The organism is Neisseria sp. P0014.S009, from assembly GCF_051958155.1.
Taxonomy (GTDB): domain Bacteria; phylum Pseudomonadota; class Gammaproteobacteria; order Burkholderiales; family Neisseriaceae; genus Neisseria; species Neisseria flavescens_C.
On the sequence record NZ_JBQCVS010000013.1, the window covers coordinates 25,925 to 49,034 of the forward strand.

The window sequence follows — 23,110 nt, forward strand, 5'->3', positions numbered from 1 at the left end:
TTATTTACGTTCGCCAACCGGCAAAACCGTCTTGCCGAAAGATTCGTTAATGACTTCCGCAGCGGCCAAGTAGAACGCACCAAGTGCAGTTACCAAGCCTAAGCAACCGCCGATATGGACGATGCTATGATTTTCCATGCCATCGCCAATACCCAGGGCAAAGAAAGTCAGTGTCAAGAAAAAGAAAATACCGCTCAATACTTTAGGCTTGGTCAAGGTGGCCACAAACATCATCAGCGAAAACATACCCCATGCGCAAAGATACCAGCCGATAAATGCCGGTGCTGTTTCACCTTTAAAAAAGATGGTAAACAAAGCCCATGTCCACCAGAAGGCGCCATAGCTGATAAAAGCGGTAAAGCCGAACGTATTGCCTTTCTTGAACTCAAACATACCGGCAATAACTTGGGCGATACCACCAAAGGCGAGAGCCATGCCCAAAACTAAGCCGACACCCTCTTGAGCAGTAAAAAAGCCGCCGTTAATCAGACTGAGCAACCAAGTTGTCAATGCAAAGCCACACAGGCCTACTGGACCTGGGTTTGCCAGGTTTTCTTTAGTAGTAGTCATTTTATTTCTCCTCTGGTTATTAAAATAGGAAACCCATTGTTACCTATTTTATTTAAAATTAAAAGAAATAAATTTAAAAAAATCAGGCCATCTGAAAAATATTTTTCAGACGGCCTTGAATATTAATAATTAAACTATCCCAAAATTGCCAAGATTTTCCTTAATTCATTGGCATCAATTTGGCCGGGGGCCGACGTTTTTTGTGCCGCACCAAAGGTAACGGCCGAGCCGAAAGTCGAACCGGCTAAGCGACTGACGGCCCCGGTTTTACCCATAGACATAGTAATAATCGGGCGGTCGATAATTTGTGAAACATCATATGTTGCCTGCAACAAAGTCAATACATCTTGCGGCGATTGCGGCATCACGGCAATTTTGCAGATATCCGCGCCCCATTCTGCCATTGTTTTCAGACGGCCTGTAATGTCTGCCAAAGACGGCGTGGCTTGGAAATCGTGATTGCAAAGTAAGGCGGCAGTTTGATACTCATGCGCCAAAGCAATGGTTTGTTTTACGCCATTTCCCTCGGCAAAAAGCTCGATGTCGATAATATCGGCTTGTTTGGAACAGATAATTTTTTCCAATAATTCAAAATAATAGTCGTCAGCACAAGGCGTGTTGCCACCCTCTTGCGCCCTTCTAAACGTAAACAGTAAAGGCTTGTCAGGAAAAGCCTGTCGAGTGATGCCTAATTGTTCGGCAATAAAATCGGCATCAAGCGCAGCTTGAAAAAAATCCGCACGAAATTCAATAATGTCAAAAGCCGTATCTTTCAAAATACGCAAAGCCTGCTCCAATTCCTGCGTATTGGCGGCCACCAGCGGTACGGCAATTTTAGGCAGGCCTTTGCCGATCTCGATATTTTTGATGATGACAGGTTTCATATTGTTCCTTTTTGCTGTTCAAGCCAATCAGTGCAGATGCTCATAAATGGTTTCCGCCAAGGCTTTGCTGATGCCTTCAACTTTTTCCAAATCCTCGCGGCTGGCGGCAATCACGCCGCGTAAACCGCCGAATCGAGTAAGCAATGCTTGACGGCGTTTGCTGCCGATACCGGGGATTTCGCTGAGTGAGGAAGTAACGCGTGCTTTGTCGCGTTTTTTGCGGTGGCCTGTAATCGCAAAGCGGTGCGATTCATCGCGTACGGTTTGCAATAAATGTAAAGCCGGGCTGTTGGGCGGCAGGCGGAAGACTTCGCCGGTAAAAGGCAGTATGAGTTCTTCCATACCGGCTTTGCGTTCTGGGCCTTTGGCGATACCGACCAAAGGAATGTGCAGCCCGAGTTCTTCCCATACCGATACGGCGACGCCGATTTGCCCTTTGCCGCCGTCAATCAACACGACATCGGGCCATTTGACGGCCTCGCCATTGGCTTCGGCTTCCTGCATTTTGCCGTAACGGCGCATCAACACTTCGCGCATGGCGGCGTAGTCGTCGCCGGGTTTGGCGGTGGTGATGTTGTAGCGGCGGTATTGCGAAGGCTGGATGTTTTGTTCATCGTACACAACACAAGACGCAATCGTGGCTTCGCCTTGCGTGTGGCTGATGTCGAAGCATTCAAGGCGATTGAGGCCGTCTGAATCCATGCCGAGGATTTTGGCCAGTTCGTCGATGCGGTGTTGCTGGCTGCTTTGTTGCAGGCGGCGTTGGGCAATCGCCATTTGTGCGTTTTGCTCCGCCATTTTCAACCAGACTTTGCGTTCGCCTATGGTTTTGGTGACAAATTGCATCTGTTTGTCGTGTTCGCCTTCCAAAGCCTCTTTTAGTGCATCGGGAATGGGAAAGTTGCTGATGATGATGTCGGGTTTGCTTTTGCCCAGATAGTGTTGGGCGACGAAGGCCTCGGCGTAGTCTTGTCCGTTTGGTTCGGGATCGTTTTTGGTGTCGGGGAAAAAGCTTTTATCGCCGACGTGCCGCCCGCCGCGTATGCTGACCCAGTGTACGCAGACCAGGCCGTCTGAAACCGCCAGCGCGAGCAAATCGATATCGTTTGGATTGTTCGGATTTTTGCTGTCGATAAACTGATTACTCTGCATGATACCGAGCGCTTGAATTTGATCACGGTAACGGGCAGCTTCTTCAAATTGCAGATTCGCTGCGGCGGTTTGCATTTTGTGTTGCAAGGTACGCGTCAGTTCGTCGGTTTTGCCATTAAGGAAAGTCGCGGCTTCACGCACGCTGTCGCGATAATCTTCTTCGCTGATGTGGCCGACACAAGGCGCGGTGCAGCGTTTGATTTGGTAAAGCAGACAAGGACGGTCGCGATGCTCGAATACGCTGTCTTCGCAGGTACGCAGCATAAAGACTTTTTGCAACACTTGAATGCTGTCGCGCACGGCGTTGCTGTTGGGATACGGACCGAAATATTGATTGGGCTTTTTCAGTGTGCCGCGGTAATACGCCATCTGCGGATATTGATGGCCGCTGAGCATCAGATAAGGATAGCTTTTGTCATCGCGGAAAAGAATATTGTATTTCGGCGACAAGGCTTTGATGAAGTTGTTTTCGAGGATCAGCGCTTCGGCTTCGGAACGCGTGATGGTGGTTTCGATATGGTGAACCTGTTTTACCATCAATGCGATGCGCGGCGAATGGTCGTTTTTTTGGAAATAGCTGGAAACGCGCCGCTTGAGATTGACCGCTTTGCCGACATACAAAACATTATTGTCTTCGTCAAAAAAACGGTACACGCCCGGCAGGTTAGGCAGATTTTTCAGAAAAAGAGGTAAATCGAACGGTTCGGTTGCGCTCACGGGATTTTCTTTTGGAATAAGCAGGCCGTCTGAAAACTTTTCAGACGGCCTTTTTCATTGACGTTTAAGATTCTTGAGACGGAGTATTTTCAGCTTCTACCACTTGGTTTTCAGCTACATCGCTTTCCAAAGAGGCTTCATCTTCAGCCTCTTCGGCCACGCGTTCCAAGCTGACCAGGGTTTCGCCTTCATCCAGATTAATCAGGCGGACACCTGCGGCAGCACGGCCGGTCTCACGGATTTGCTCAACTTTGGTACGAATCAGGACGCCACCGCTGGTAATCAGCATCAGGTCGTCGGTTTCGCTAACCAAAGTCGCGGCAACCAAATCGCCGTTGCGCTCGCCGGTATTGATGGCGATATTACCTTGGCCGCCTTTGTTTTTACGGCTGTAATCGGCAATCGGGGTACGTTTGCCATAGCCGTTGGCGGTAGCAGTCAATACTTGCAAGTCGCTTTGCTCGGCTTCATGGACGAAGGTAATCAGGCTGACAATCTTGCCATCGGCCGGCAGGCGCATACCGCGCAAACCGCCGCTGCCGCGACCGGACGGACGGACACCGTGTTTGCCGCTTGGCAATGCATTTTCGGCATTTTCATCATCCAGGCCGTCTGAATCTTCATTTTCGGTTTCGATATCGGCATCTTCTGCTTCATCGTTACCGGATTTTTCCCAATATTCGTTAAAGCGGATGGCTTTGCCCAAGTTGGAGAACAACATAATGTCGTCCGCACCGCCGGTTTGCGCTGCGCCGACCAAGTAATCGCCTTCTTTAAGCGCGATGGCTTTGATGCCTTGGCTGCGGACGTTTTTAAACGCAGACAGCTGGACTTTTTTCACCATGCCTTGTGCAGTGGCGAAGAAGACGTATTGGTCTTCGGGGAATTCGCGGACGGCCAAGATGGCGCTGACTTTTTCGCCCTCTTCCAATTGAATAACATTGTTAATCGGACGACCACGGCTGTTTCGGCCACCTTCCGGCAGTTTGTACACTTTAATCCAATGGCACTTGCCCAAATTGGTAAAGCACATCAAATAATCATGCGTGTTGGCAACAAACAGGGTTTCGATAAAGTCTTCGTCTTTGGTTGCCGCTGCCTGTTTGCCGCGGCCGCCGCGACGCTGCGCCTGATAATCGGTGGTCGGCTGGGTTTTGATGTAGCCGCCATGAGTTAGGGTAACAACCATTTCACGTTGCGGAATCAGGTCTTCATCGGCGATATCGCCGCCAAACGGATTGATTTCGCTGCGACGCTCATCGCCGAAGTTGGCTTTGATGTCTGCCAATTCTTCGCGGATGATTTGGGTAACGCGCTCTGGTTTGGAAAGAATATCCACGAAATCAATGATTTTACTCATCAGGTTTTTATATTCGCCGACAATTTCTTCCTGATCGAGGCCGGTCAGGTTACGCAGGCTCATGCGCAAAATGGCATCAGCTTGCAATTCGCTCAGATAATAGCCTTGGCTGTGCAACCCCAAATTCTCTGGCAAGCCTTCAGGGCGCATCATGTGCAGGTCCAAATCCGTACGGCTGAGCATGTCTTCAACCAAGCTGCTGCGCCATGGGCGGGACAGCAATTTTTCTTTGGCTTCCGGCGCATTGGCAGATTCTTTAATCAGACGGATGATTTCGTCGATATTGGACAAGGCAACTGCTTTACCTTCGGCAATATGGCCTTCATGACGCGCTTTTTTCAGGCGGAATAAGGTACGACGGGTAACGACTTCGCGACGGTGGCGCAGGAACTCGGACAGGATTTGTTTCAGGTTCAGCAAACGCGGCTGGCCGTCAACCAAGGCTACCATGTTGATACCGAAGCTGTCTTGCAGCTGGGTCAGTTTGTAGAGTTGGTTCAAAACGACTTCGGCATTTTCATTGCGTTTCAATTCGATCACGACACGCATACCGGATTTGTCGGACTCGTCGCGCAGGTCGGATACGCCTTCCAGCGTTTTTTCGCGTACCAACTCGCCGATTTTCTCAACCAGCTTGGCTTTGTTTACTTGATATGGGATTTCATCGATAACGATGGCTTCGCGTTCACCGTTTTTACCGATAGGCTCGATATGGGTTTTACCGCGCATCACTACACGGCCGCGGCCGGTTTTATAGCCTTCGCGAACGCCGCTTAAGCCGTAAATAGTTGCGCCGGTTGGGAAATCAGGCGCTTGGATAATGTTGATCAGCTCATCGATTTCAGTTTCAGGCTCATCCAACAAGCGCAGGCAGGCATTGATGGTATCACCCAAATTGTGCGGCGGGATATTGGTTGCCATACCGACGGCAATACCGGACGAACCGTTTACCAACAGCGCAGGGAAACGGGTCGGCAATACCAGTGGCTCATGTTCGCTGCCGTCATAGTTGGGACCGAAATTGACGGTTTCTTCTTCGATATCCGCCAGCATTTCATGGGAAATTTTTTCCATGCGGATTTCGGTATAACGCATGGCTGCTGCGGCCAAGCCGTCGACAGAACCGAAGTTGCCCTGACCGTCGATCAGTACATAACGCATGGAGAAGTCTTGCGCCATACGGACGATGGTGTCGTAAACGGCTGTATCGCCGTGGGGGTGGTATTTACCGATAACGTCGCCGACGATACGCGCCGATTTTTTATAGGCGGAATTCCAGTTGTTTTTCAACTCGTGCATCGCGTACAACACGCGGCGGTGTACCGGCTTGAGACCGTCGCGGACATCCGGCAGGGCTCGGCCCACAATCACGCTCATGGCGTAATCGAGGTAGCTCTTGCGCATTTCGTCTTCAAGGCTGACAGGCAGGGTTTCAAGTGCAAATTTATGGTCGTTGCGGATGGTTGCGTCGGTCATGATTATCTGTAATTTCGTATGGCAAAAATCTTGTTGATTCTACCACAAAACAAGCGGTTTATGGCTTTTGCGTGAAGGCCGTCTGAAACAGGATTTCAGACGGCCTTCATTATTTAATAAATTTAATTTAGTTGCAGCCAGAATCTTCATCGGAAGCCTGCAAGCTCAATGCTTTGCGCTTTTTAGCCTTTTCATAACGGCAACGTTGGCGCGATGTATTGATTTCCAAAGGTGGCACGGCAACCGGCTTGCCGTCTTCTACGGCAACCATGGTGAAGTAGCAGCTGTTGGTATGGCGCACTTCACCGGTGCGGATGTTTTGCGCTTCTACACGGATGCCGACTTCCATAGAAGTGCGGCCGGTGTAGTTAATGCTGGCGTAAAAGGTTACCAGTTCGCCGACATGGATAGGCTCTTTAAACAAAACTTTATCGACAGACAAGGTAACGCAGTAGTTGCCGCTGTATCGGCTGGCACAGGAATAAGCGACTTGGTCGAGCAAGCGCAATAATTCGCCACCGTGGACGTTGCCGCTGAAATTTGCCGTATCCGGCATCATCAGCTCGGACATAATGAGTTCGTGAGAAGGAAGTTGGCGTGCTTGTTCCATAGTTTGGCCTCTTGAAGTGGTTTGTTTTTAAGGCCGCCTAGTATTTCAGACGGCATGTTTTGTAGGAATTTTGATTCTACCGTTTTTGAGTGGAAAAATTCAATCTACCACACCTGATCATAACCATTTTCTACGCGAAAAGAAAATCAGCAGTCCGATGATGATGCACAGCATCACACCCAAAACCATGAAATAGCCGTAATGCCAATGCAGCTCGGGCATATTGTCGAAGTTCATGCCGTAGATGCCGGTGATGACGGTCAGTGGCATAAAGATGATGGTGATAACCGTCAACACGCGCATTTGCTGGTTCATGCGGTTGGATTGGAAGGAAAGGTAGATGTCCATCATGCTCAACACCATATCACGCGAGGCATCAAGCGATTCGATAAGCTGCATATTGTGGTCGTACACATCGCGCAGATAGACGGTCGATTCGCCTTTGAAAATGGCAAAATCGCCGCGTACGGCCAGTTGGTAGAACACATCGCGCAATGGCAAAAGTGTGCGCCGCAGACGGACGGCATCGCGTTTGAGTCGGTGAATCTTACTGAGAATATCGCTGTTTTCATTTTTAAACAGCGACTTGTCTATTACTTCGACACGGTTGTTGTACGACTCCAAAACAATGAAATAGTCGTCCACAATACGGTCGAGCAGGCAATAAGCAAGAAACGCCGTATTTTTGTTCAAAATATTGTGCGGATTCTCGTGCATCTGCCGGCGAAGATGGCTGAATAAGCCCAGCGGTTTTTGTTGGAAAGACAACACAAAATCTTTGCCGATAATCACATACACTTGGTCAGAATGGAGTTTGCCCGTAGAGGTATAGTGGTAAACCTGTGCGGCAGTAAAAACATAGTTGCCGTAATCTTCAATTTTCGGACGCTGCTTACGACTGAGAATATCTTCAATAACTAGCTCATGGATACCATAAGGTTCAAGCGCGTGTTTGAGCAAGGCAACATCATTGATGCCGACAAAATGCAGCCAGTTGATTTGACCTTCTTGCGGGCGGGCAATATCGGGCAAGTTTTTTCCGGCAAGATAATCATGCTGAGCAAAGGTATCGGCGGAATACAAGGTTTGATGGATAGCAGAACGCGGCGCATTGTCGGTATTGCTGCGCTGCATGGTTTGGTCTTGCAGATTGTCGGTTGTCTCAACTGGATTGGCTGGTTTGCTCATAAAAATAAATCATGTTTTTTAGTTAGAATGAATTGTACAGACAGAAAAGGCCGTCTGAAAACTAATTTTCAGACGGCCTGACAATATCGATCAACGTTTTATTAGGCTTGGGGCGCGGTTTTCTCCAGCTCCAATGCGGCAGCAAGCAAGGACAGGCGCGCCATTACGCCATAAACGTAGAGGCGGTTGTGTTCATTGTCGACGTCGCAGTCTTTTTCAGAGCGCGGCATGCCGAGCGAGTCCCATTGTTCAAATACGCGCTTGCAGGCTTCGGGCGCTTCTTGGGAATTGTCGCCACTGCCGGTGGGAATGCTGTTGGACAGTGGCACAAATACCATACCGCCGGCGTTGAGGTTTTCGTCTGCACCACGGCCTTCGTGTACACGGAAGAAACCTCCGATTACGAAACGGTCCATCATATAAACGACAGGTTCACACACAGCGCCGTTCATGGTTTCGTAGGTATAAATACCTTCTTGGACAATGACTTCGCTAACTTCTAAACCCTCTTTGACTTTCGCCATTTTATTGCGGTTTTTACGGTTCAAGCCGCGCACTTCATCTGCAGATTTAACGCTCATCACGCCCATGCCGTAAGTACCTGCGTCAGCTTTCACAATAACGAAAGGCTGGTCGGTAATGCCCAATTCATCGTATTTGGCTTGAATTTTCGCCAATACGCGCTCTACCGCGCCTGCCAACGCATCCTCGCCTTCACGCTCTTGGAAATCCAAACCGCTGATTTTTTCAAAATAAGGATTAATTTGCCATTCGTTGATATCAATCAACTTGGCAAAGTCGGCAGCAACTTGGTTGTACGCACCGAAGTGTTCGGTTTTACGGCGAGTCGTCCAGCCGCCGTGCAATGGAGGCAATACGGTTTGACTGATGTCTTTAAGGATTTCAGGGATACCCGCAGACAAGTCGTTATTCAACAAAACAACGCAAGGCGAGAAGCCATCTGCGAGATGTACACGCTCACGGGTACGCAATAAAGGCTCAAGCAAAATTTTATCGCCTAATGCGGTTTCAAACTCGGTTGGCTCAGTCACTTCCGGATTCAGGCTGCCCAAGCGCACTTCATACCCTGCCGAACGCAAAATCTCGCTGAGGGCGTAAACGTTTTGCAGATAGAATGTGTTGCGCGTGTGGTTTTCAGGAATAATCAATACGGATTTTGCCGTTTCACATGCACGCTGCACCGCATCTTGCGCGGCGACCGCCGCCAGCGGGATAAAGTTGGGATTCAAATTATTGAAGCCGCCCGGAAACAGGTTCATATCGATAGATGAAATTTTGTAACCGGCATTACGGATGTCAACCGAACCATAAAATGGCGGACGGTGTTCGTTCCAATGCGAACGGAACCATGCTTCGATTTTGGCATGATTGGCAAGGACTTTTTTCTCAAATTCCCGTAATTGAGTCAGATGCTCAGGAGCCATTACCGGTAATTTCATTCTCTATACCTCTTGGTAAGTGTGGATGTTGAGTGAGAATGATAGAACTTTTTAGTGCATTTCGACAAGCATTCTTTCAGATAAGATGCATCTTTTTGTCAACAATTCTACAATTTGTCTAATTTTCAACTAAGATTTTTGAAACTTTGCAACAAATTTTAAAAATTGGACAAGTTCCTATTGCGCAGCCCCTATAAAAAGCCTAAAATCCGCCCATAAACGCAAACCATCATTCATACCTACCAATAGCAAAGAATACTCATCATGAGCGCACAAACCCTTTACGATAAACTTTGGAACAGCCACGTCGTCCGCGAAGAAGAAGACGGCACTGTCCTGCTTTACATCGACCGCCACCTGGTTCACGAAGTAACCAGCCCGCAAGCATTTGAAGGCTTGAAAATGGCTGGCCGCAAACTCTGGCGTATCGACAGCGTAGTCTCCACAGCCGACCACAACACCCCGACCGGCGACTGGGACAAAGGTATTCAAGATCCAATTTCCAAACTGCAAGTCGATACTTTGGACAAAAACATTAAAGAGTTTGGCGCACTCGCCTACTTCCCGTTTATGGATAAAGGCCAAGGCATCGTGCACGTTATGGGCCCGGAACAAGGCGCTACCCTGCCCGGCATGACCGTTGTCTGCGGCGACTCGCACACTTCTACCCACGGCGCATTCGGCGCATTGGCGCACGGTATTGGCACTTCCGAAGTCGAGCACACCATGGCGACCCAATGCATTACCGCAAAAAAGTCCAAATCCATGCTAATTTCCGTTGAAGGCCATCTGAAACCCGGTGTTACCGCAAAAGACGTAGCACTTTACATCATCGGTCAAATCGGTACGGCCGGCGGTACAGGCTACGCCATCGAGTTTGGCGGCGAAGCCATCCGCAGCCTTTCTATGGAAGGCCGCATGACCTTGTGCAATATGGCAATCGAAGCCGGTGCGCGCTCAGGCATGGTTGCCGTTGACCAAACCACCATCGACTATGTAAAAGGCAAACCTTTCGCACCTAAAGGTGAAGCGTGGGACAAAGCCGTCGAATACTGGCGCACGCTGGTGTCTGACGAAGGCGCCGTATTCGATAAAGAATACCACTTCAAAGCCGAAGACATCGAGCCTCAAGTAACTTGGGGCACATCGCCTGAAATGGTTTTGGACATCAGCAGTAAAGTGCCTAATCCCGCCGAAGAAACCGATCCGGTCAAACGCAGCGGCATGGAACGCGCGCTCGAATACATGGGTTTGGAAGCCGGTACGCCATTAAACGAAATCCCTGTCGATATCGTCTTTATCGGTTCTTGCACCAACAGCCGTATCGAAGACTTGCGCGAAGCCGCCGCTATCGCCAAAGGCCGCAAAAAAGCGGACAATGTACAACGCGTATTGATTGTTCCAGGCTCCGGTTTGATTAAAGAGCAGGCAGAAAAAGAAGGCTTGCACGAAGTATTTATAGAAGCCGGTTTTGAATGGCGCGAGCCGGGCTGCTCTATGTGCCTTGCCATGAATGCCGACCGCCTGACCCCGGGACAACGTTGTGCCTCTACTTCCAACCGTAACTTTGAAGGCCGTCAAGGCAACGGCGGACGCACCCACCTCGTCAGCCCTGCCATGGCAGCCGCAGCCGCAGTGACCGGCCACTTTACCGATATCCGCACTATGGCTTAAAGTATTTTCAGACGGCCTTTATTGATCAGGCCGTCTGAAACAATACCTTGCCCAAGTAAATTTTCCTATTGCGCAAAACGTCCGAAAACCTTCTTAATCATTGATAACTTGAAAGGAATCTAGTATGAAAAAACTGTTTGCATTAGCTGCCGCAGCCCTCATCCTGTCAGCTTGTTCCAGCACTTGGTCCGGCGCAAAAGACGATACCAATCGCAATTGGGACAAAACCAAAGAGACTGCCGAGCGCGTAGCCGATAAAACCAAAGAAACCGCAGAACACGTTGCCGAAAAAACCGGTGAAGCCGTTAAAAAAGGCGGCAATGCAGTAGGCCGCGGCATGAGCCATGTTGGAGAAAAAATCGAAGCCGCTACCGAATAATTCGGTAAATCAGGCCGTCTGAAGCTCCTAACTTCGTTTCAGACGGCCTGATACATTATTAATTTTTCAGACATTTTCACGATTCCAAGCAAAGGAAGAAACAATGAGTAATCCGTCAAGCTGGTTTGGTATTCACGCTCATGATTTGGATCGCGCCAAAACCTTTTACGAATCCGTATTCGGCAAGCCCCTGCAAGATGTTGGCGGCAACGGATTCCGTTTCATCATTTTTCCAGCCGATTACACCCAACACGGTACGGCCGGCATGATTTGGCACGACAGCAACGCCCAACCCGGCCATGGCGGTACAACCATTTTCTTCAATTGCCCGGATTGTGCCGAAACAGCAGAAAAAGCCGTTGCAGCAGGCGGCAAACTGTTACAAGAGAAATTCCGCATTGCCAACGGCTTTGCAGCATTTATCGAAGACACTGAAGGCAACCGAATCGGTTTGCACAGCACATGCTAACCCGAATAGCCATAAAATAATTTCCCATTATTACTATAAGAATCTGACATGAAAGCCTTTACCAAAATTACCGCCATCGTTGCCCCGCTCGACCGCAGCAACGTCGACACCGATGCCATCATCCCCAAACAATTTCTGAAATCCATCAAACGCAGCGGCTTCGGCCCCAATGCCTTTGATGAATGGCGTTACCTCGACCACGGCGAACCTGGCATGGACAACAGCAAACGTCCGTTAAACCCGGATTTCTCCCTGAACCAGCCACGCTATCAAGGCGCACAAATCCTGTTGACGCGTAAAAACTTCGGTTGCGGCTCTTCACGCGAACACGCCCCTTGGGCATTGGACGACTACGGTTTCCGCGCCGTCATCGCCCCCAGCTTCGCCGACATCTTCTTCAACAACTGCTACAAAAACGGCCTCCTGCCCATCGTGTTGACTGAAGAACAAGTTGATCAGCTTTTCAGAGAAGTCGAAGCCAACGAAGGCTATCAGCTCTCCATCGACCTTGCCGAGCAAACCCTGACCACACCAAGCAGCGAAACGTTCAAATTCGACATTACCGAACACCGCAAACACTGCCTCTTAAACGGTTTGGACGAAATCGGCTTAACCCTGCAACACGCCGACGAAATCCGCGATTTCGAAGAAAAACGCCGCCAAAGCCAGCCTTGGCTGTTTAACGGTTGATAAACGATGAGGTCGTCTGAAAACGAGCGTAACGAATTTTCAGACGACCTCTTTTATTAACACACAATCAGGTCGTTACTCTTTACCATCATATTTGAAAAACATACCCAACAATTTCACACACACAACACCATGAAAAAAATTATCCTGCTCCCTATACTTTTTATCAGCCTCGCCGCACATGCGGAATTCTCAGAAATTCAAGATCCTGACGGATACAGCAACTTACGCGAAAAACCGAACGCCCAAAGCCGAATCCTGACCAAAATTCCAAACGGTACCCATGTTTATACCCCCGAGATGGACGGAAAGCTTCATTTAGAACACGGTTGGCAGATGACCTACGATTTGCGCGGCAAAAAAAAGCTAGATGGCTGGGTGCATACTTCGCGACTGATTCCGTTGTCGCGTTATGAAAGCATCCCCGTTACGGCCACTGCCGACGGCTTTACCTGCCAAAAAAACGGTATGGGCGTGCGCATTAAATCGGAACGTTTCAACTATAAGAAAGAAAAACATCTGTTTGCACACGATCAATACGGACTTTCCCATTATCGCGGAAAAGAAATGTTCGGCACTGACGGTACAATTCCATTCAGCCACTATCGTGAAATTGCCTTTTTCCGCAACGGTAAAACACAAATCGCTCCCCGAGCCCAATATGACCACCTGTTCGACCCATATTTTGAAAAGGCAGGCGATAATACGCAACTGAGCCACTGTTACTACCGCGCTAAAGACGATACCCTTTTCTTAACGACCATCATCGGAGATGGTGCCGCCTATACTGAAGTTTTATTTGTCTTCCGGCAAGGCATCTTGAAGAACGTATTGGCTTCGCTACACCCTGAGGTTTAATTTTCAGACGGCCTTTTTATCTCTTTCTGCAAAACATGATTACCGACATCATCAGCAACGCCACCCGCTACGCCGCACTGCACCCGGACTTCGCCGACGCCGTCCGGCTGTTGCAAACACTGGATTTCGCCGCCCTGCCCGACGGACAAGTGCCGTGTGAAAACCCAAACATCCGCCTCTTTATCGGCAGCGAACCAATGAGGAGCAAAGCCGATGCCAAGCCGGAAGCGCATTTGAAACATATCGACATCCAAGTCCCCATCAGCGGGGAAGAAACCTACGGCTGGATAGACAGAGGTCGTCTGAAAAACGGTTTGGGCTACGACGAAAAGCGCGACATCGAATTTTTCGACTGCGAACCGGAAACCTGGCTCACGCTCCAACCGGGCAAGTTTGCCCTCTTCTTTCCCAACGACGCGCACGCCCCATTGGTGAGCGAAGAAAAGTCCATACGCAAAGCCGTCTTTAAAATCCGTATCGAAGCAGAACGTTACTGATTCCCTCCAAACCTTCGCAAATACTGTAAAACTCGGCTACATCGCCCATCGCGTTCCCGACAAATCCGCCAGCATGATTTCCACGCAGCTTTCTCGATGCCGCAATGGTACAATCAGCCTCGTTCAAGCAAACCGACCTGCAAACAGACACAAAAGGTCGTCTGAAAACACCATCCTAAAAAATGGAAAACGCATCGCCGTTTTCAGACGACCTTCCCTTTTCCAAACCCTCATAAGGATTTTACCATGACCAAACATATCGCCATCCTCCGAGGCGACGGCATCGGCCCCGAAATCGTCGCCGAAACCGTCCGCGTACTCGACAAACTCATCGCCCAAGGTCTGGACGCCAGCTACGAATACGCCCCACTAGGCGGCGAAGCCTACGACGAATACGGCCATCCCTATCCCGAATTTACACAAAACCTCTGCCGCAAAGCCGATGCCGTCCTGCTCGGCGCGGTCGGCAGCCCGCAATACGACAATCTCGACCGCCCGCTACGCCCCGAGCGCGGCCTATTGGCAATCCGCAAAGACCTGAACCTGTTTGCCAACCTGCGCCCCGCCATCCTCTATCCCGAGCTTGCCAACGCCTCCACGCTCAAACCCGAAATCGTCGCAGGCCTCAACATCCTCATTGTGCGCGAACTCACCGGCGACATCTACTTCGGCGAGCCACGCGGCATCCGTGTTCTAGAAAACGGCGAACGCGAAGGCTACAACACCATGAAATACAGCGAAAGCGAAATCCGCCGCATCGCCCACGTTGCCTTCCAATCCGCCCAAAAACGTAGCAAAAAAGTCTGCTCCGTAGGCAAAGCCAACGTTTTGGAAACCACCGAACTGTGGCGCGAAATCTTTGAAGAAGTCGGCAAACAATACCCTGATGTCGAGCTTTCCCATATGTACGTTGATAATGCCGCCATGCAGTTGGTACGCGCGCCCAAACAATTTGACGTGATTGCCACCGGCAATATCTTCGGCGATATCCTCTCCGACGAGGCCTCCATGCTGACCGGCTCCATCGGTATGCTGCCTTCTGCTTCTTTAGACGAAAACGGCAAAGGCCTGTACGAACCGTCTCACGGTTCTGCCCCCGACATTGCCGGTCAAAACAAAGCCAACCCGCTGGCAACCGTATTGTCTCTTGCCATGTTGCTGCGTTACAGCCTGAACGACGAAGCACGCGCACAACAAGTTGAAAACGCCGTACAAAAAGTACTGCAACAAGGCTTGCGTACCGGCGACATTTACGAAGAAGGTACCAAACTGGTTTCCTGCTCCGAAATGGGCGATGCCGTATTGGCCGCTTTGTAAGAGGCCGTCTGAAAAAAGCGTGAGTTTTAACTTACGCTTTTTTATTATTAATCTATTTTATTTATATCCATCAGGTACAACTGGTGCAGAAACAACAACTCCATCTTTCACAACCATTGACAGAGTTTTAATAGATCCTGTCATTCCATTAACATGTGTCCAAACATAAATCAGTCCTTCAGGAGATGACCTTACTGCACTTGGAGTACCCATTAATGCAACAGCTTCCTTTTCATTCATTCCCTGCTTAATTTGCCGTGCATTATCCCAATTAAAATTAGTACCAGCACATCCTGCTAATAAGACAGAAACAAAAGCAGTCAAAAATAATTTCTTCATTTGTTCATCCTTTTTAAAATATAGTAAATAGTAATATAATTATGCCACAGTATTTAAAATTTGCCATATATTCTTCATAATCGTATCATCTATAATTCTTTATTTATAAAAAAAGGGCGTGTCTTCACACGCCCTTATATCTTTTTCAGACGGCCTTAAGATTGAAGCAATCAACCTCTTTTGTGTTTGCCGCCAAAGCCGTCGTTAGACTTGCGCTTGCCTTTAAAGCCTTCGCCGCCTTTTTTGAAACCGTCAGCTTTTTTGAAACCATCTTTCTTAAAGCCATCTTTCTTGAAACCGTCTTTTTTATGGCCTTCGCCGCGAGCTTTACCGCCGAAACCTTCTTTAGCCGGTTTCTTATCGCCGCGCCAGCCGCCGGATTTGCGATCGCCCCAGCCGCCTTTGCCTTTCGGTTTGCCGCCGGCAGATTTACGTTTGCGTGTGGGTTCCATGCCTTCGATGGTCAGTTCAGGCAATTTACGGCCGATATATTTTTCGATTTTGTGTACTTTGACGTATTCGTTTACTTCGGCAAAAGTAATCGCAATACCGGTACGGCCTGCGCGGCCGGTACGGCCGATGCGGTGAACGTAGTCTTCAGCCTGTTTCGGCAAGTCGTAGTTGATAACGTGGGTAATGGTCGGTACGTCGATACCACGTGCGGCTACATCGGTGGCAACCAAAATTTTGCAGCGGCCTTTGCGCAAGTCCATCAGCGTGCGGTTACGCCAGCCTTGAGGCATATCGCCGTGCAGGCAGTTGGCGGCAAAACCTTTTTCGTACAACTCATCCGCGATGACTTCGGTCATGGCTTTGGTGGACGTGAAAATCACGCATTGATCAATATTGGCATCGCGCAAGATATGGTCGAGCAGGCGGTTTTTATGGCGCATATCGTCACAGTACAACAGCTGCTCTTCGATTTTGCCTTGATCATCCACACGCTCAACTTCGATGGTTTCAGGGTCTTTGGTCAATTTGCGCGCCAGTTTGCCCACCGCGCCGTCCCAAGTGGCGGAGAACAACAAAGTCTGACGGTCGCTCGGCGTTGCTTCAACGATGGTTTCGATGTCATCAATAAAGCCCATGTCCAACATACGGTCGGCTTCGTCCAGAATCAGCACTTCCAAACGTTCAAAATCAACTTTGCCGCTCTGCATCAAGTCCATCAGACGGCCCGGAGTGGCGACAATCAGGTCAACCGGTTTGCTCAAAGCACGGGTTTGGTAGCCGAAAGATGCGCCGCCGACAATGCTGACGGTACGGAACCAACGCATATTTTTAGCATACGCCAGCGCGTTTTTTTCCACTTGAGCCGCCAATTCACGGGTTGGAGTCAATACCAAAGCGCGTGGGCCTTTGCCCGGTTTTTCGCTGCGTTTGGTCAGTTTTTGCAAAGTCGGCAGCAAGAAGGCTGCGGTTTTGCCTGAACCGGTTTGTGCCGAAGCCATAATATCGCGTCCGTCCAAAGCAAACGGAATCGCTTGCGCCTGAATCGGGGTCGGGCTTTCATAACCCTCGCTGCTTACGGCAGACAAAATGTTTTTATCAAGGTTCAAATCGGCAAATTTAATAGACATATCTATCCTAAGAGACAACAACGCGCACGCCTGAACAATTTCAGACGACCTGAAGCAAAGGAAAGTAACGATACGGGGAATGTGAAGTTACAGGGTTGTCGCAAGCATCTTGCTTGTGGTTAACATCGACGACAACCTGCACAGAAAAGGCTTTGCAAATATGCAAGCAATAAAAGAAACACGCCCGAAACGGCAGTTTAGGTTGGATGACGATGGCTTCGTATCAAAAGGCGAACGGCGGATAATATAGATTTTATGGATAACAGTCAAGCAAAAAGGCATCAAGTGCGTTAAAATCCAACCCCTTCCCAATACTTAATTCAGGCCGTCTGAAACCATGACTGACATTACCCCCTTTGCCAACCGCTTGGGCAAAAACATCAAACATCTTATGAAATGGGCCAAACGCAACAATATCGAAGCCTGGCGCATTTATGACCGCGATATTCCCCAATTTCCCTTTGCCGTCGATGTTTACGGCGACCAAATCCACCTTCAGGAATACGATACCGGCTGGCTGATGCAGCCCGAAGAATACGAAGCATGGCTTGCGGATGTATTGGAAGCCATCGGTTTTGTGACCGGCTTTGCGCCCGAACAAATCCACCTCAAACGCCGAGAACGCCAAAAAGGTTTGCAGCAATACGAGAAAACCGGCAAAACCGGCGACGATTTCGTCATCACTGAAAACGGCCGCAAGTTTTGGGTCAACCTCGACAAATACCTCGATACCGGCCTTTTCCTCGACCACCGCAACACGCGCAAAAAAGTCGGCGACACCGCAGCGGGCAAACGCTTCCTCAACCTGTTTTCCTACACAGGCAGCTTTACCGTCTATGCTGCAACCGGCGGCGCGGTATCCAGCGAAACCGTCGATTTATCCAACACTTATCTCGAGTGGGCAAAACGCAATTTTGAACTCAACGGCATCGACACCGAACAACACAAAATCGTCCGCGCCGATGTGTTCCAATACCTGCAAAACGCCGCAGACGAAGGCAAAAAGTTCGACCTGATCGTCATGGACCCGCCCAGCTTTTCCAACAGCAAAAAGATGCTCGACATCCTCGACATCCAGCGCGACCATAAAAAGCTGATTGACGGCGCAATGAGCCTACTCGCTTCAGACGGCATTCTGTATTTCTCCAACAACTTGCGCAGCTTTGTGTTGGACGATTCGGTCGCGGAACAATATGCCGTCAAAGACATTTCCAAGCAGTCCGTTCCCGACGATTTCCGCAACAAAAAAATCCATCAATGCTGGGAAATCAAGCATAAATAAGCATCAGGCCGTCTGAAAGCCAGTTTTCAGACGGCCTGATTACCATATTGAATCTCTCAATCAATAGGCGCATAATTGAAGAAATTGTTGACAATATCAAAAGGAAAAGAACATGCAAAACTACCTGACACCCAATTTCTCATTCGCCCCCATGATTCCGGAACGCGCGCTCGGCAGCCGGGTTTGGGATACTGAAGGACGAGAATACATTGACCTGTCAGGCGGTATTGCTGTGAACGCGTTGGGACATTGCCATCCCGATTTGGTCGCAGCCTTGGCCGAACAATCGCAAAAACTCTGGCACATTTCTAATATCTACACCACCCAACCGGCGCAAGAATTGGCCAAAAAACTGGTCGAAAACACCTTTGCCGACAAAGTGTTTTTCTGCAATTCCGGCGCAGAAGCCAATGAAGCCGCGCTAAAACTGGCGCGCAAATACGGCCGCGATCATTTTGGCGAACACAAAACCGAAATCATCTCCTGCCTCAACAGCTTTCACGGCCGTACCCTGTTTACCGTATCCGTCGGCGGCCAGCCCAAATACAGCAAAGACTACGAGCCGCTGCCGTCAGATATTACTCATGTTCCATTTAATGATATTGCCGCATTGGAAGCCGCCGTCAGCGACAAAACCTGCGCCGTGATTATCGAGCCGATTCAAGGTGAAAGCGGCATTCTGCCTGCCACTCAAGAATATCTGCAAGCCGCACGCCGTTTATGCGATAAACACGGCGCTTTGCTGATTTTGGACGAAGTACAAACCGGCATGGGTCATACGGGCAAACTGTTTGCCTACGAGCATTACGGCGTAACACCCGATATTCTCAGCTCAGCCAAAGCCTTGGGTTGCGGTTTCCCGATTGGCGCGATACTGACCACCGATAAAATCGCCCCAACCTTCGGCCCCGGAACACATGGCTCGACCTTCGGCGGCAACCCAATGGCGTGCGCGGTCGGCAGCCGTGCGTTTGACATCATCAATGCGCCCGAAACATTGGCACACGTTGAGCAACAAGGCCAAAAACTTCAGACGGCCTTGCGTGAAATAGGCGAAAAGACCGGCGTATTTAAAGAAGTCCGCGGCATGGGCTTGCTGCTCGGCTGCGTGTTGGCAGACGAATACGCAGGCAAGGCATCGGAAATTACCGCCGCCGCTTTAAAACACGGCCTGATGGTACTGGTTGCCGGCGCCAATGTGGTGCGCTTCGCCCCCAGCCTGCTGCTGAACGATGAAGATATGGCCGAAGGCTTGAAACGTTTTGAAGCAGCTTTAGTCGAATGGTTGGCCTGATTTTCAAAACCCAATATCCAAATCAGCCGACAGCTTTTATTCCCTAATTGATGCCATATAGCGAAGGCCGTCTGAAAGACCGTTTGAGTTTTTCAGACGGCCTTTTTTCAATATTGAAAACAACATCCGCCTACATGCTTTGTCATTTGATGTTTGTTAAAAATCGTACTGCCTCTTCGTGTTACGCTTGGCAAACAATTTGATTTTACGAAGAAAAGGAGCAGGAGATGGTATCGTTGAAAACACAAGTCGCCGGTTTTTCTTTTGACAACTGCCTGATGAACGCGGCAGGTGTGTCATGTATGACTGTTGAGGAATTGGAAGCGGTCAGACAGTCTTCGGCAGGCACTTTCATTACCAAGACCGCAACGCTTACCCCTCGTCAAGGCAACCCCGAGCCGCGTTATCGGGACGTGCCTCTCGGCAGCATCAATTCGATGGGATTGCCGAATCAAGGCATTGATTACTATCTGGATTACCTGCTTACCCTTCAAGAGTCTCAGCCTGAACGGATATTTTTCCTATCACTGGTCGGTCTGTCGCCCGGCGAAACACATATCCTGCTGGAAAAGGTGCAAAACAGCGGATTCAACGGCATTACCGAACTCAATCTTTCCTGCCCAAACGTCCCCGGCAAGCCGCAAATCGCCTACGACTTTGAAACAACCGAGATGATTTTGAACAATGCCTTTACCTACTTCGATAAGCCCTTGGGCATCAAACTACCGCCGTATTTTGATATTGCCCATTTCGATCAAGCGGCGGAAGTGTTCAACCGCCATCCCTTAAAATTCGTCAACTGTGTCAACTCCATCGGCAACGGCATGTATATCGAGGACGAATCCGTCGTGATCCGCCCGAAAAACGGCTTCGGCGGCATAGGCGGTCAATACATCAAACCGACCGCGCTTGCCAATGTCCATGCATTCTATCAAAGACTGGATCCGTCTATTCAAGTCATTGGAACAGGCGGCGTTTACAGCGGTCGTGATGCGTTTGAACACATCTTGTGCGGCGCAAGCATGGTGCAGATCGGCACGGCGCTACACCAGCAAGGCGTAGACATTTTTGAACGTGTTTCCCTTGAGTTAAAAGCCATCATGGCGCAAAAAGGCTATGAGAAGCTGGAAGACTTCAAAGGCAAATTGAAATATTTTGAATAAGGTTTACTCTAAAAAACGCCCAAGGCCGTCTGAAAATTTCAGACGGCCTTGTTGTATAATTGCTCCCTACATTACCCGTCTTCCCTTTCAATGAAACTCAACCCCCAACAGCAAGCCGCGGTCAAATATCTAAGCGGCCCCCTGCTCGTCCTTGCCGGCGCAGGCAGCGGAAAAACCGGCGTGATTACGCAAAAAATCAAGCATTTGATTGTCAATGTCGGCTATCTGCCGCATACCGTCGCCGCGATTACCTTTACCAATAAAGCCGCCACAGAAATGCAGGAACGCGTCTCTAAAATGCTGCCTAAGTCACAAACGCGCGGGCTGACGATTTGCACGTTCCACTCTTTGGGTATGAAGATTTTGCGCGAAGAGGCGAACCATATTGGTTACAAAAAAAACTTTTCTATCCTCGACTCTACCGACAGCGCCAAAATCATCGGCGAACTTTTGGGCGGTACGGGTAAAGAAGCCATATTCAAAGCGCAACACCAAATTTCCCTTTGGAAAAACGATCTAAAAACGCCTGAAGATGTCGTTCAGACGGCCTCTAATGTGTGGGAACAACAAACAGCGCGCGTGTATGCGAGCTATCAGGAAACCCTGCAAAGCTATCAGGCAGTAGACTTCGACGACTTAATCCGCCTGCCCGCCGTACTGTTGCAGCAAAACAGCGAAGTGCGTAACAAATGGCAGCGGCGGCTGCGTTATCTGTTGGTTGACGAATGTCAGGACACCAACACCTGCCAATTTACCCTGATGAAGCTCTTGACCGGCGCGGAAGGCATGTTTACCGCCGTCGGCGATGACGACCAGTCGATCTACGCATGGCGCGGCGCAAACATGGAAAACCTGCGCAAAATGCAGGAAGACTATCCGCAGATGAAGGTCATCAAGCTGGAGCAAAACTACCGCTCCACTGCTCGGATTCTCAAAATCGCTAATAAAGTGATTGAAAACAACCCCAAACTCTTTACCAAAAAACTTTGGTCGCAGTTCGGCGAAGGCGAAATTGTCAAAGTCGTTGCCTGCCAAAGCGAGCAACATGAAGCCGACTGGGTCGTCAGCCAAATCGTCAAGCAAAAGCTGGTCGGCGGCGATAAAACCCAATACGCCGATTTCGCTGTGTTATACCGCGGCAACCATCAGGCGCGGATTTTTGAAGAAGCCTTGCGCAGCGCGCGCGTTCCCTACCAACTCTCCGGCGGACAAAGCTTTTTCGACAAAGCCGAAATCAAAGATGTGTTGTCCTATTTGCGCCTGCTTGCTAACCCCAACGACGATCCTGCCTTCCTGCGCGCCGTGACCACACCCAAACGCGGCATCGGCGACGTTACATTGGGCAAACTCAACACCTACGCGAACGAACACGAATGCAGCCTGTATGAGGCCGCGCAAAACGAAGAAGCGCTTGCCCTATTGAACCATACCAACCGCCAACACCTGCAAGCCTTCATGGATATGATTGAAAACTACCGCACCAAAGCCGAAACCAGCGAAGCAGGCGAGCTTATCCATAACCTGCTAAAAGAAATCGACTACGAAAACCACTTGCTGGCCAATGAAGAGGGCAAAGCAGGAGAAATCAAATGGCGCAATGTTACCGACCTGACCGGCTGGCTGGAACGCAAAGGCGAGCAAGACGGCAAAAACATCATTGAGCTTGCCCAAACCATCGCCCTGATGACACTTTTGGAAGGCAAAAGCGAAGAAGAAGTCGATGCCGTCAAACTCTCCACCCTGCACGCTTCCAAAGGTTTGGAATACCCCTACGTTTTCCTTGTCGGTTGCGAAGAAGGCATCTTGCCACACAACGACAGCATCGAAGAAGACAATGTCGAAGAAGAACGCCGCCTGATGTACGTCGGCATTACCCGCGCCAAACGCCAACTTACGCTAACCCACTGCCTCAAACGTAAAAAGCAAGGCACATGGCAATTCCCTGAGCCGAGCCGTTTCATAGATGAAATGCCGCAGGAAGACATCAAGATTTTAGGCCGCAAAGGCGGCGAGCCGATTGTGAGCAAGGAAGAAGGAAAAAGCAATCTGGCAGGATTGCTGGATATGCTGGGAAACAAGAGAAAAGGATAAGGCAAGGCCGTCTGAAAACAATGTTTCAGACGGCCTTATTGTCAGCAAAATGTCAAAGAC

20 protein-coding genes are annotated in these 23,110 nt (G+C 49.6%); 11 read left to right on the forward strand and 9 right to left on the reverse strand.

Annotated elements, in window-relative coordinates; translation table 11 throughout:
- The 7 genes from ACTHS4_RS09300 to gshA all read right to left on the reverse strand — a co-directional run bounded on the left by ACTHS4_RS09300 (window position 1) and on the right by gshA (window position 9,417).
- Complete coding sequence (locus ACTHS4_RS09300) at window positions 1-570, reverse strand: acetate uptake transporter (RefSeq protein ID WP_003686493.1); 570 nt, start codon at window positions 568-570, stop codon at window positions 1-3.
- A 134-nt stretch (window positions 571-704) separates the two neighbouring features.
- On the reverse strand, window positions 705-1,454 hold the full coding sequence (gene aroD, locus ACTHS4_RS09305) for a type I 3-dehydroquinate dehydratase (protein ID WP_371460251.1): 750 nt from the start codon (window positions 1,452-1,454) through the stop codon (window positions 705-707).
- A gap of 27 nt (window positions 1,455-1,481) precedes the next feature.
- Entirely contained in the window at window positions 1,482-3,323 is a 1,842-nt protein-coding gene (gene uvrC / locus ACTHS4_RS09310) for an excinuclease ABC subunit UvrC (RefSeq protein WP_371460250.1), read from the reverse strand.
- Window positions 3,324-3,387: 64 nt separating this feature from the next.
- Window positions 3,388-6,159: a DNA gyrase subunit A gene (gyrA, locus tag ACTHS4_RS09315; protein WP_440365808.1), complete on the reverse strand. Its 2,772-nt coding sequence runs from the start codon at window positions 6,157-6,159 to the stop codon at window positions 3,388-3,390.
- A gap of 127 nt (window positions 6,160-6,286) precedes the next feature.
- Entirely contained in the window at window positions 6,287-6,769 is a 483-nt protein-coding gene (locus tag ACTHS4_RS09320) for an acyl-CoA thioesterase (RefSeq protein ID WP_070644800.1), read from the reverse strand.
- Between the two features lie 117 nt (window positions 6,770-6,886).
- Window positions 6,887-7,957 carry a magnesium/cobalt transporter CorA gene (gene corA, locus ACTHS4_RS09325; RefSeq protein WP_440365810.1) on the reverse strand — a complete coding sequence of 357 codons (1,071 nt, stop codon included), beginning with the start codon at window positions 7,955-7,957 and terminating at the stop codon, window positions 6,887-6,889.
- Between the two features lie 101 nt (window positions 7,958-8,058).
- Complete coding sequence (gene gshA, locus ACTHS4_RS09330; RefSeq protein WP_440365812.1) at window positions 8,059-9,417, reverse strand: glutamate--cysteine ligase; 1,359 nt, start codon at window positions 9,415-9,417, stop codon at window positions 8,059-8,061.
- A 264-nt stretch (window positions 9,418-9,681) separates the two neighbouring features.
- Here gshA and leuC point away from each other — a divergent pair, with 264 nt between their 5' ends.
- The 7 genes from leuC (at window position 9,682) to leuB (ending at window position 15,301) form a co-directional block, all read left to right on the forward strand.
- Window positions 9,682-11,091 (forward strand): 3-isopropylmalate dehydratase large subunit, encoded by a 1,410-nt coding sequence (gene leuC, locus ACTHS4_RS09335; RefSeq protein WP_440365814.1) that lies wholly within the window; start codon window positions 9,682-9,684, stop codon window positions 11,089-11,091.
- A 124-nt stretch (window positions 11,092-11,215) separates the two neighbouring features.
- Window positions 11,216-11,470, forward strand: coding sequence for a hypothetical protein (locus ACTHS4_RS09340; protein ID WP_070824293.1), 255 nt, complete (start codon window positions 11,216-11,218; stop codon window positions 11,468-11,470).
- Between the two features lie 103 nt (window positions 11,471-11,573).
- Window positions 11,574-11,939, forward strand: a complete 366-nt coding sequence (locus ACTHS4_RS09345) for a VOC family protein (RefSeq protein ID WP_070824294.1) — start codon at window positions 11,574-11,576, stop codon at window positions 11,937-11,939.
- A 48-nt stretch (window positions 11,940-11,987) separates the two neighbouring features.
- Window positions 11,988-12,629 (forward strand): 3-isopropylmalate dehydratase small subunit, encoded by a 642-nt coding sequence (gene leuD / locus ACTHS4_RS09350; RefSeq protein WP_070826047.1) that lies wholly within the window; start codon window positions 11,988-11,990, stop codon window positions 12,627-12,629.
- Window positions 12,630-12,761: 132 nt separating this feature from the next.
- A complete protein-coding gene (locus ACTHS4_RS09355; RefSeq protein ID WP_070826046.1) occupies window positions 12,762-13,487 on the forward strand; it encodes an SH3 domain-containing protein in 726 nt (241 codons plus the stop codon).
- 35 nt (window positions 13,488-13,522) lie between these two features.
- The gene (locus ACTHS4_RS09360; protein ID WP_070826045.1) at window positions 13,523-13,984 is read left to right on the forward strand and encodes a YhcH/YjgK/YiaL family protein; all 462 of its coding nucleotides are present in this window, start codon (window positions 13,523-13,525) and stop codon (window positions 13,982-13,984) included.
- Window positions 13,985-14,230: 246 nt separating this feature from the next.
- Entirely contained in the window at window positions 14,231-15,301 is a 1,071-nt protein-coding gene (gene leuB / locus ACTHS4_RS09365) for a 3-isopropylmalate dehydrogenase (protein ID WP_070826044.1), read from the forward strand.
- A 57-nt stretch (window positions 15,302-15,358) separates the two neighbouring features.
- Here leuB and ACTHS4_RS09370 read toward each other — a convergent pair whose 3' ends face one another.
- Both ACTHS4_RS09370 and ACTHS4_RS09375 read right to left on the reverse strand, forming a co-directional pair.
- Window positions 15,359-15,640 carry a hypothetical protein gene (locus ACTHS4_RS09370; protein ID WP_070711938.1) on the reverse strand — a complete coding sequence of 94 codons (282 nt, stop codon included), beginning with the start codon at window positions 15,638-15,640 and terminating at the stop codon, window positions 15,359-15,361.
- Window positions 15,641-15,810: 170 nt separating this feature from the next.
- Window positions 15,811-17,220: a DEAD/DEAH box helicase gene (locus ACTHS4_RS09375; protein ID WP_070826043.1), complete on the reverse strand. Its 1,410-nt coding sequence runs from the start codon at window positions 17,218-17,220 to the stop codon at window positions 15,811-15,813.
- 337 nt (window positions 17,221-17,557) lie between these two features.
- On the opposite strand from ACTHS4_RS09375, the gene ACTHS4_RS09380 reads away from it, so the two are divergent.
- The 4 genes from ACTHS4_RS09380 to rep all read left to right on the forward strand — a co-directional run bounded on the left by ACTHS4_RS09380 (window position 17,558) and on the right by rep (window position 23,050).
- Window positions 17,558-18,502, forward strand: a complete 945-nt coding sequence (locus ACTHS4_RS09380; protein WP_440365818.1) for a class I SAM-dependent methyltransferase — start codon at window positions 17,558-17,560, stop codon at window positions 18,500-18,502.
- 112 nt (window positions 18,503-18,614) lie between these two features.
- The gene (locus ACTHS4_RS09385) at window positions 18,615-19,796 is read left to right on the forward strand and encodes an aspartate aminotransferase family protein (protein ID WP_070826041.1); all 1,182 of its coding nucleotides are present in this window, start codon (window positions 18,615-18,617) and stop codon (window positions 19,794-19,796) included.
- Between the two features lie 227 nt (window positions 19,797-20,023).
- Window positions 20,024-20,959 (forward strand): dihydroorotate oxidase, encoded by a 936-nt coding sequence (locus ACTHS4_RS09390; RefSeq protein ID WP_070826040.1) that lies wholly within the window; start codon window positions 20,024-20,026, stop codon window positions 20,957-20,959.
- Between the two features lie 90 nt (window positions 20,960-21,049).
- A complete protein-coding gene (gene rep, locus ACTHS4_RS09395) occupies window positions 21,050-23,050 on the forward strand; it encodes a DNA helicase Rep (protein WP_070826039.1) in 2,001 nt (666 codons plus the stop codon).
- The last annotated feature ends 60 nt before the right edge of the window (window positions 23,051-23,110 follow it).

Coding starts and splice junctions, on each gene's coding strand:
- ACTHS4_RS09375 (WP_070826043.1), bottom strand. CDS start 17,220: ATGTCTATTAAATTTGCCGATTTGAACCTTGATAAAAACATTTTGTCT.
- gyrA (WP_440365808.1), bottom strand. CDS start 6,159: ATGACCGACGCAACCATCCGCAACGACCATAAATTTGCACTTGAAACC.
- ACTHS4_RS09385 (WP_070826041.1), top strand. CDS start 18,615: ATGCAAAACTACCTGACACCCAATTTCTCATTCGCCCCCATGATTCCG.
- ACTHS4_RS09380 (WP_440365818.1), top strand. CDS start 17,558: ATGACTGACATTACCCCCTTTGCCAACCGCTTGGGCAAAAACATCAAA.
- leuD (WP_070826047.1), top strand. CDS start 11,988: ATGAAAGCCTTTACCAAAATTACCGCCATCGTTGCCCCGCTCGACCGC.
- ACTHS4_RS09340 (WP_070824293.1), top strand. CDS start 11,216: ATGAAAAAACTGTTTGCATTAGCTGCCGCAGCCCTCATCCTGTCAGCT.
- ACTHS4_RS09390 (WP_070826040.1), top strand. CDS start 20,024: ATGGTATCGTTGAAAACACAAGTCGCCGGTTTTTCTTTTGACAACTGC.
- leuB (WP_070826044.1), top strand. CDS start 14,231: ATGACCAAACATATCGCCATCCTCCGAGGCGACGGCATCGGCCCCGAA.
- rep (WP_070826039.1), top strand. CDS start 21,050: ATGAAACTCAACCCCCAACAGCAAGCCGCGGTCAAATATCTAAGCGGC.
- corA (WP_440365810.1), bottom strand. CDS start 7,957: ATGAGCAAACCAGCCAATCCAGTTGAGACAACCGACAATCTGCAAGAC.
- ACTHS4_RS09300 (WP_003686493.1), bottom strand. CDS start 570: ATGACTACTACTAAAGAAAACCTGGCAAACCCAGGTCCAGTAGGCCTG.
- ACTHS4_RS09355 (WP_070826046.1), top strand. CDS start 12,762: ATGAAAAAAATTATCCTGCTCCCTATACTTTTTATCAGCCTCGCCGCA.
- gshA (WP_440365812.1), bottom strand. CDS start 9,417: ATGAAATTACCGGTAATGGCTCCTGAGCATCTGACTCAATTACGGGAA.
- ACTHS4_RS09370 (WP_070711938.1), bottom strand. CDS start 15,640: ATGAAGAAATTATTTTTGACTGCTTTTGTTTCTGTCTTATTAGCAGGA.
- leuC (WP_440365814.1), top strand. CDS start 9,682: ATGAGCGCACAAACCCTTTACGATAAACTTTGGAACAGCCACGTCGTC.
- ACTHS4_RS09345 (WP_070824294.1), top strand. CDS start 11,574: ATGAGTAATCCGTCAAGCTGGTTTGGTATTCACGCTCATGATTTGGAT.
- ACTHS4_RS09360 (WP_070826045.1), top strand. CDS start 13,523: ATGATTACCGACATCATCAGCAACGCCACCCGCTACGCCGCACTGCAC.
- aroD (WP_371460251.1), bottom strand. CDS start 1,454: ATGAAACCTGTCATCATCAAAAATATCGAGATCGGCAAAGGCCTGCCT.
- ACTHS4_RS09320 (WP_070644800.1), bottom strand. CDS start 6,769: ATGGAACAAGCACGCCAACTTCCTTCTCACGAACTCATTATGTCCGAG.